Raw genomic sequence first — 9,176 nt, forward strand, 5'->3', positions numbered from 1 at the left:
CCAATACCTCCCACGCCCGGTCGGAAATATCGTGGCGGCGGTGCGCCGGCGCTGCGGCTGTTGCTGACATAGCTCCCATCCTGCTACATTGGTTACTACCTCAGCTTATCACTACAAGCCTACTTTGACGACACACCCTAGCAGAATCGCATTTAGTGTATGTTTGCTGGCACACACTTTTCGCCAGCCCCGGTCGAGTCTAGAGCGGCAGCAGTTCCAGCGCGACCAGTACCGCAACCAGTAAGCCCGCTAACGTGAACAGCATAGCGCCAACCTTGATGGTTATGCGCTGTTCTAGTTCGCGCAAGTCGGTTTTGGTCGCCATGTCTTGAATGTCAGTCTTGGTTGCCAGCGCACCGTAGCCTTCGCGGCCCACGTCGATAAGGGCTTTGGCTTGGCGTTCTGTGAAGCCCGCGCCTGTCAGGGCTTCAAACGCTCTGTAAGTATCAAATACCGCCATCCCTAATCGTTCCTTCTACTTCGGGCAGTCACGCTGCCACCGCCGCATTCCCCATCATCCCCTTAGCCCTGGACTCCGACATGCGCCGGGGCGACTATTGCTTGTCGACTTTCAACGTGGAAACGTATACCCGTACTCTCTCAACCGTCTGCGTGCCTCTTGTAGTTCTTCTTCGCTAAAGAGATCTCTCCATTGCTCTTGTATGACCAAGGCTTCCATAGAGTTGTCAAGCAGTTCCAACTCCCAAAGTCTGGCCAATCCAGATTGCGGGCTATCTGTGCTGAGCAGTTGCTTTGCCGCTCTGAGACCGCCAAGCTCATGTACCATGCGCAAAAAATAGCTCGGGTGATAGCCATACTTGCCAGCTGTGGCGTCAATGCTCAGTATCGCCCGATAGAATCCATCTTCAAGGCTACTGGAGACTTGCTACTTCACCTCAAGGTTTAACCATAGTAAGCGAAGAGAAAACGGAGCCATTTGTGCTCATGATAACATACGGATGGCGAGAGGTCGGTGCTGGCAAGCACAACCAACGGAGATTCTGCGTGTCGATTCCGGTCAAAGAAATCCGCGAACGGATGGCTACTATCCCATTGTTGCCGGGGTGCTACCTCTTTCGTGACGGCAAGGGCACGGTGCTCTATGTGGGTAAGGCAAAGCTGCTCCGTAACCGCGTGCGCTCGTATTTTGGCCGGCAGGACCGGTTGCCCTGGAAGACCAGGAGCATGGTGGAGAATGCCAAGACGCTCGATTACATCATTACCGATACGGAAATTGAAGCCTTGGTGCTGGAGAGTAATCTTATCAAGCACCATCGGCCGCGCTACAACGTGGTGCTGCGCGACGACAAGTCGTTTCTCTACCTCAAGATCACCCTCAATGAGCGCTATCCCCGTGTGTTGACAACACGGCGAATACTGGATGATGGCGCAAGCTACTATGGACCGTATACCAGCGCCTATAGCCTGCGCGACACCATGAACCTGCTCAATCGGCTTTTCCCTTATCGGTCCTGTGCGCTGAATATGGACAAAGAGTATGAACGGCCGTGCCTGGACTATCACATCAAGCGCTGCGCGGGTCCGTGCATTGGGGCAGTTACCCAAGAGGGGTACGGGGGGATCATCGAACAGGTCACACGCTTTCTCGAAGGAAGGCCGGGCGACGTAATTCGGAACCTCCGCGGTGATATGCGCGAAGCGTCGGATGCGCTGGAATTCGAACGCGCAGCGGTGATGCGCGACCGCATCAGGGCGGTTGAGCGCGTTCTTGAGCGCCAGAAGATTACCAATATTCGCCAGGGAGACATTGATGTCATTGGTTTCGCGCGCGAGCAAGATGAGGCGTGCGTGCAAGTCTTCAGTATTCGCGGCGGCCACCTACTCGGGCGTGAGAATTTCATCCTTGAACACGTGTCTGACGAGGAAGACCGCGATGTGATACGGGACTTTCTGCAGCAGTTCTACGGTCGCAGCATGCAGATACCGCAGGCGCTCTTCCTGCCGGTCGGTATTCGCGGGGCTGAGTTGCTCCGCACGTGGCTGCGGGAGCGGCGCGGCGGCAGCGTGACACTGAACGTGCCTAAGATTGGCGAGAAGCGCCGCTTGGTTGAGTTAGCGGGAAATAACGCCCGCCAAGGGCTGCAGGACCACCGTCTGCGGCACCTCGACAGCCAGCAACGGGCGCAGGTAGCCCTCACCGAATTGGCTGACGTGCTTGATCTGGACCAAGCACCGGTGCGCATCGAGTGTTACGACATCTCGAACATCCAGGGCGCGTATACGGTTGGCGCTATGGCGGTGTTCGTTACCGGTCTCCCCAGCACAGGCGATTACCGCCGCTTCCGCATCAAGACCGTAGACGGCCCCAATGACTATGCGAGTTTGCAGGAAATGCTCACACGGCGGCTAAAGCGCCTGAGTGACTTAAGGGCCGAAGAGGAAACAGGTAAACAGAACGAACGTGACGGGCAAGACGAGGCGGACGCGCTGGACTCCTGGGGCATAAAGCCCGACCTGCTTGTAATAGACGGTGGCAAGGGGCAACTGAATGCTGTCCTGGAAGTGCTGGCGAATCTCGCATTGCACGATATACCCGTGCTGGGGCTTGCCAAGCAGCGTGAAGAAATCTTTCTACCTGGAGAATCTAAGCCAATCGAGTTAGAGGAGCGATCGGAGGCACGGAAGCTATTGCAGCGTGTCCGCGATGAAGCGCACCGCTTTGCCGTTACGTACCATCGCACCGTGCGCACCAAGCACACGCTTGGATCTTTGCTTGACAAGGTGCCAGGCATCGGCACGAAGCGGAAAGTAGCTTTGCTGCAGCACTTTGGGAGCGTGGATGCTATTCGGCAGGCGTCCGTCGAGGTCTTGGCCGGGGCGCCGAAAATGAACCGCGCGGTGGCGGAGAAGGTCAAGGAGCATCTGTAACCCCCCCGCCCATGTCCGTTCACACTTCGACAGGCTCAGCGCGAACGGAGGGAGATCGCTGCGTCTGGTAGCTAGACCGCACTTCGACAGGCTCAGTGCGAACGGAGGGAGATCGCTGCGTCTGGTAGCTGGACCGCACTTCGACAGGCTCAGTGCGAACGGAGGGAGATCGCTGCGTCTGGTAGCTGGACCGCACTTCGACGGGCTCAGTGCGAACGGAGGGAGATCGCTGCGTTTGGTAGCTGGACCGCACTTCGACGGGCTCAGTGCGAACGGAGGGAGATCGCTGCGTCTGGTTGCTGGACTGCACTTCGACAAGCTCAGTGCGAACGGAGGGAGATCGCTGCGTCTGGTAGCTGGACTGCACTTCGACGGGCTCAGCGCGAACGGAGAGTGAGCGCGCCCCGCGACAGGCTCTGTGCGAACGGAAAGTGACCGCCGCGCTCCCGGTTGATCTCGGTCGTAGCGGCACGACATGTCGTGCCCCTACGTAACTGCCAAGCGCGCTTGATTGATTTCCGCGTGGAGCTTTGCGGCTGCTCCAGCTGCTGCCTCGGCAAAGTCACGGTCATTGCTGGCATAGAGGATGCTGCGCGAGGCGTTGATGAGCATGGGCGCGGCTGTGCCGGCGGCACGCACCGATGCTTTCAAGTCGCCGCCCTGCGTGCCAATGCCTGGGATTAGCAGTGGAAGGTCGGGTGCTACCAGTCGCACCTTTGCCAATTCTTCAGGATACGTCGCTCCGGTTACCAAGCCGCAATTGTCGTTTATGTTCCAAGATTGTACGGCTCTGGCCACCGTGATATAGAGCTGCTCGCCGGTCTCATTGCGCATGTCTTGGAAGTCTCGCGCGCCGGGGTTTGATGTGCGGCAGAGCACGAAGACGCCGCGGTCCGGGCGGTTGAGGAAGGGCTCCAAGGTTTCGGCGCCGAGATAGGGGTGTGCCGTTACTGCATCGAATCCCAGCACGTCGAAGACGGCCGCGGCGTAGTGCACGTTTGTAGAATCAATGTCGCCGCGTTTGGCGTCGGCGACCGCGATTGCGTTAGGCGGAATGTGCCGCCGCACTACTTCTAGTGCCTCGAATCCCCATGTTCCCATGCTCTCGAAGAAGGCAAGATTGGGCTTGTAGGCGGCGGTGAACTGATGGGTGGCGTCAATGATGTCGCGGCAGAAGCCGACCACTCCCTCACAGGTTGCTGGAATCCCCGCGGGCAAGCGAGACAAGTCCACATCCAAGCCGATGCAGAGCGCGCTGTCCTTGCCGGCGCAGACCTGACTAAGACAGGCGTTGAAGGGAATCAAGTATCGTTGCTCCTATTCCTAGTGCAAGTTCAGCATGCGGTAGCCCGCCGACTCGAAGTGGCGCTGCCCCCGCTGGCTGACAAGGTATGCTGAAAACTGCGAACGCATGATCGAATACTTGGTCTTCTGAGAGATGCCGACGTAGTAGATGATGGGGCGGTGGCTCTGTTCGGGCAAGGGCGCCTGGCCCATGACGCGTTCGCTCGCAGAAGCAACTGACGAGGAATAGAGAACGGCGGCGTCCACTTTGCCATCGCTGACTCTCTCCACCAATTCGCGCTCGTCGCGGGTCTTGGCTCGCTTATCGGCCAGGGTCTCCCATAGCTCAAGGCTCCCCAATGACTGGAAAGCGTACCTGCCGAGCGCAGACTCTTCCCAGTCAGCAATCCCAATGCGCTCAACGTCTGCACGCAATAGGTCTTGCGGGGATTGGATCTCCAACGCGCCCGCGCGGGGAGTAGCAATCACGAGCCAGTTCGACGCGATTGGCCGCATTGTACCGATCTTGATCAGTCCCGCCTCAACTAACGGCACGCCAAACGTATCGCCTCCAAGCAGAACGGCATCGAAGTGCTTGCCCCCGAGGAGGGCTCGCATGATTTCTCCGGAAGGGTGCAATGAGATGTCGAGACGGGTGTTGGGATTGGCGCCCTCAAAGTCACTCGTGACCGATGGCACGATGGGAGCTAGGCTGGCATCAGCAAACACGCTGAGGCGATCGCGATCGTCCGACTCGAAGCGGGACCGCACGCTGTCGAGCGGCGCGCACGCCGCGGCCAGGGCGCCAACCGTCGCCGGCAACGCGGCCCTAAGCAGTGTCCGTCGGTTGCTCATGCGTGGCTTTCAGCCCTCTCCGTATCTCTGATGAATCTGCTCAAATTTGCAAGCTGTTTTTAAGTAAAGAAGCCGCCCGCAGAAGCCGCACTACGGGTGGCTGAGTCCATAATATTCCTTGTCCATCTCCCGACGATCTCCCGCCAGCGTATCTATATGGTAGCATCGATTTCTCGGTGCGAGCAAGGAATCCCGTTTCTTGGTACGTGCGTGAAACCGCCTGACCGTGCAGCAGGCTCTTTAAGCGGGCAGTGAGAAGGCAGGTCTCACCCCGCCCTGCGGCGGTCACAGAGGCAACTGCATTTGGGTGGATGCGCCAGCCGACGACTCCAGCCGAATCGTCGGCTTGAGACCGTCGACCGGTTGCAGTAGTCATTGGGCTTCCTCGTCCGCAAAGCGATGCGCTGAGGAAGGGCCGCAGAGTCTTGCGCTATCTTTGCTGTGGGCTTCGCGTATAATCCTAGTAGCAGCAGGAGAGCGGCTGTGCGCCGCCTCCAAAGGGGCGACATTACTGGATTTGAACTGAGAACCGCGTACATCAACCGCAGCACGAATCGGAGGAGGGCACGACATGAGCTATGGTCTGAGCATTAATGCGAATGCGGCACGGGACTCTATCTCGTTAGGCGCGCTGGTGCATCGCCTCGACCCGGGGATCATCCCCTTTCGTAAGGCGCATACGTGTGAGATCCACGTCAGCGGCGGCGAATTCAATACGGCCGCCAACCTGGCAAATTGCTTTGGCTTAAACACCGGCATCGCCTCCGCAATGGTCGACTATCCTATTGGCGACTTGATCGCCGAGCGAGTCCGCGCCATGGGCGTGACGCCTTTCTATAAACACTTTGCGCACAACGGCGTGAACGGCCCGAATATGGCAACGGTCTATAGCGATCGGGGCCAGGGTGTGCGGGCGCCGGTGGTGTTTTACAATCGCTGCAATGAGGCGGCGGCGCAGCTCAAACCCGGCGACTTTGATTGGGACGCCATCTTTGCGGGTGGCGTGCGTTGGTTCCATAGCGGCGGCATCTTTGCGGCACTGTCGGAGACCACGTCGGAGGTCATCATCGAGGGCATGCAGGCGGCCAAAGCGGCCGGCGCAATCGTTTCCTATGACCTAAACTTTCGCGCAAAGCTCTGGCAGATTTGGGGTGGCGAGGACCGCGCAAGCGCCGTAAATCGACGCATTGTAGAAAACGTCGATGTCCTCGTGGGCAATGAGGAAGATCTGCAGACTGGGCTGGGCATTCCGGGCCCGGAGGTGGCAGCGACCTCAAAGCTTGACCCAAGCGCTTTTACCGCCATGATAGACCAAGTTGTCGGTCAGTTTCCGCAAGTAAGAATCGTTGCTACCACACTCCGTGAAGTACACTCGACGAATCGCCATAGCTGGAGCGCTGTGGCGTGGATCAATGGCGAAACCCACCTCGCTCCCACCGCTGAACTCGACGTCTATGATCGTGTTGGCGGCGGCGACGGCTTCGCATCGGGGCTGATCTACGGGATTATCACTGGCGAAACCCCCGCCGACGCCGTACGACTGGGCTGGGCCCACGGTGCGTTGATTACGACGTTCCCCGGCGATACCACGATGGCGACGGTAGACGACGTGCGCGCCTTTGCAGCCGGTGGATCGGCACGCATTCGACGCTAGGCTTGTCCTATCTCGCTTGGTACGAACAAAACTTGACGTTCTTTCCTATTTCTAGTGGAAAAGATATCTTCATTCGGCTGCCATGTCTCCTGATTATGCGGTTGGCATTGACGTCGGCAGCACTGCCACCAAGGTAGTCCTTTGTGAAAGCGAAGGCGCTATCGTGGCTCGTGGCAGTGCCCCTACGAGCATCGAACGCCCGCAACCGGGCTGGGCGGAGATTGACTTTCCACGTTGTTGGGAGAGTGTCAAAGTAGCTCTCCGCGCGGCTCTCTCAATCTTGCCCAGTGAATCTGCGCCAAAGCGAATTATTGGGATCGGCCTCACATCGCTTGCGCCCTCGGTGGCGCCCTTGACCGATGACGGTACGCCGCTGCATACCGGAATCATTTACGAGGACCGGCGCAGTGTGAGGCAAGTAAAGCGCGTACTGGCCGGCGCTAATCAGTCGACGATAGTGCGGCGGACTGGAATTCGGATCGAGAGCGGCAGCACAACGCTGAGCAGCATTCTGTGGTTCGTGGAGGAGCGGCCTGATCTTGCGGCAGCATGCGCCTACTTTGGCACCCTAACGACCTACCTTGCCCATCGCCTCACCGGAACATTTGGCATTGACTGGGCGAACGCACAGCTTTCCGGATTGTTCGCGCTGAACGACCCTCCCCGCTGGCTCGACGACTGGTGCCGCCAGATTGGCATTCCACCTGAAAAGCTACCGCCTCACATGCCTTCTCAGGCGGTCGTTGGAAAAGTCTTACCCCAGGCGGCAGAGCAGTTAGGCGTCCCGGAAGGAATGCCGGTCGCTATGGGAGGAGCGGATGCGCAAGCCGCTGCAGTCGGCGCAGGCCTGGTGTCACCACAAGCAGGCGTACTCTCTCTCGGCACAACGAGTGTTCTTACCGTCTGTACGGAGCGCAGTGTGCCTGACCCAAGATTCTATACGCGCCGCCATGTTTTACCGGGCCGCTACTTGCATGTGGCGCCCACGTTGTTAGGCGGCGCAACTCTGCGCTGGGCGGCAGCGCTCTTGGGTATCGAGTCTGTCGAGGAAATGGTAAGATTGGCTGCCACGTGTGAACCGGGGGCAGGGGGCGTGATCTTTCTGCCGTATCTCATGGGCGAACGCGCGCCGTTGTGGAACCGGGACGCGCGTGGAGTCGTTTACGGACTTCAGCTTGGCACAAGCCAAGCCGAGATGGCACGGGCGGTGGTGGAGGGCATTGCGTTTGCCTTGCGAAACGTGCTCGCACAATTGGAAACGCATCTAGGAGGCACGGTTACGCCGCTCAATGTGACCGGCGGGGCAGCATTTCCGTTGGTGCTGCAAATTCTTGCGGATGTGCTTCAGCGCCCGCTTACCGCAATCGAGGGTGGAGACAGCGCGGCACAGGGGGCGGCACTATTGGCTCTCGTTGCCGCTCAGATGGCGGACGACACCTGGCTTGCCGAGTGGCGGCCGAATTCCCAGGGGACCTGTGCGCCGGACGGAGCTGTTTCAGACTGCTACGAGCAGCGATTCCAAGAATTCTGTGACCTGTACGTAGCGTTAGAGCCGAACTTTAGGGTGGAGTCACAATAGCATTGGGCGATGAACGGTTTTACTGCTTATTTCGCGAGTTCGTAAGGGAAATGCATAGTAGGGCGCTAACTCAGGGTCAGAAGACTTCGGCCGTATCGACAGTGAATCCCGCCAGGGTGGGCGAGGACAGGGCTTGCCCCTCTCCAAAGACGGCGACTAACGCATAGCCGTCACTCTCCAGAGTCAGCACTGTCACTGTCTTGGCATTGGTGTCCACCAGCCAGTATTCCTTCACGCCGTGTTTGGCGTAAAGCGAGCGTTTGAAGGTCTGGTCTCGCTCTGCCGTGGAAGGAGAGAGGATTTCAACAACCAAGTCGGGCGCGCCTTGGACGTTTTCGTCAGTAATGATGTGCGCCCGCTCGTTGGAGATGTAAAGGAGATCGGGCTGAACGACGTCCGTGTTGGAAAGCACGACGTCAAATGGGGCAGCATAGACATGTCCGGCACCGCTTAGCTTGACCGTCTGAAAGAGCAAATAGGAAAGATTCATCAGGACTCTTTGATGGATCTCTTTGGGCGCTGGAACCACAATTAAGTCTCCATCCAATAACTCGTAGCGCTTGTCATCCGGCGTGTTTCGATAGTCCCGGTACGTGAATTTTATTGCCGGCGTAGAGCTAGCCATGGTTGCCACTCTCTCTCGCGGCCCACATCGTATAGTGAGAGTGGGCCGTCTCAGCAGTAATGAAAGCGTTCACAAGCTAGAAGATTTCGTCGGGTTTGATAATGAACTTCTCAAGGGTCGGTGAATCCAGGGTCTGGCCTTCACCGCACACGCCTACCACCGCAAAGCCTTGGGGATTCCGCAGGAGGACCGTCACCGTCTTGGCATCGGTGTCCACCAGCCAGTATTCCTTCACGCCGTGTTTGGCGTAAAGCGAGCGTTTGAAGGTCTGGTCTCGCTCTGCCGTGGAA

General features: G+C 58.3%; 8 protein-coding genes. 3 read left to right on the top strand and 5 right to left on the bottom strand.

The window, feature by feature from the left end; genetic code table 11:
* Positions 1-199: 199 nt before the first annotated feature.
* Positions 200-460: a DUF1640 domain-containing protein gene (locus tag OXE05_11420; protein ID MCY4437926.1), complete on the bottom strand. Its 261-nt coding sequence runs from the start codon at positions 458-460 to the stop codon at positions 200-202.
* A gap of 545 nt (positions 461-1,005) precedes the next feature.
* Here OXE05_11420 and uvrC point away from each other — a divergent pair.
* On the top strand, positions 1,006-2,889 hold the full coding sequence (gene uvrC, locus OXE05_11425) for an excinuclease ABC subunit UvrC (protein MCY4437927.1): 1,884 nt from the start codon (positions 1,006-1,008) through the stop codon (positions 2,887-2,889).
* A gap of 486 nt (positions 2,890-3,375) precedes the next feature.
* On the opposite strand, the gene pyrF is transcribed toward uvrC, so the two are convergent.
* Both pyrF and modA read right to left on the bottom strand, forming a co-directional pair.
* Positions 3,376-4,191 carry an orotidine-5'-phosphate decarboxylase gene (pyrF, locus tag OXE05_11430; protein ID MCY4437928.1) on the bottom strand — a complete coding sequence of 272 codons (816 nt, stop codon included), beginning with the start codon at positions 4,189-4,191 and terminating at the stop codon, positions 3,376-3,378.
* 21 nt (positions 4,192-4,212) lie between these two features.
* A complete protein-coding gene (gene modA, locus OXE05_11435) occupies positions 4,213-5,028 on the bottom strand; it encodes a molybdate ABC transporter substrate-binding protein (protein MCY4437929.1) in 816 nt (271 codons plus the stop codon).
* A 571-nt stretch (positions 5,029-5,599) separates the two neighbouring features.
* Here modA and OXE05_11440 point away from each other — a divergent pair.
* Both OXE05_11440 and OXE05_11445 read left to right on the top strand, forming a co-directional pair.
* On the top strand, positions 5,600-6,682 hold the full coding sequence (locus tag OXE05_11440) for a sugar kinase (GenBank protein MCY4437930.1): 1,083 nt from the start codon (positions 5,600-5,602) through the stop codon (positions 6,680-6,682).
* 82 nt (positions 6,683-6,764) lie between these two features.
* Entirely contained in the window at positions 6,765-8,261 is a 1,497-nt protein-coding gene (locus OXE05_11445) for an FGGY family carbohydrate kinase (GenBank protein ID MCY4437931.1), read from the top strand.
* A 76-nt stretch (positions 8,262-8,337) separates the two neighbouring features.
* Here the strand turns inward: OXE05_11445 and OXE05_11450 are convergent, their stop codons facing one another.
* Both OXE05_11450 and OXE05_11455 read right to left on the bottom strand, forming a co-directional pair.
* Positions 8,338-8,886, bottom strand: coding sequence for a Uma2 family endonuclease (locus tag OXE05_11450; GenBank protein MCY4437932.1), 549 nt, complete (start codon positions 8,884-8,886; stop codon positions 8,338-8,340).
* A 76-nt stretch (positions 8,887-8,962) separates the two neighbouring features.
* On the bottom strand, positions 8,963-9,176 hold a 214-nt coding region (locus OXE05_11455; GenBank protein MCY4437933.1), incomplete at its 5' end, for a Uma2 family endonuclease.

The organism is Chloroflexota bacterium (assembly GCA_026710945.1).
GTDB lineage: Bacteria > Chloroflexota > UBA11872 > VXOZ01 > VXOZ01 > VXOZ01.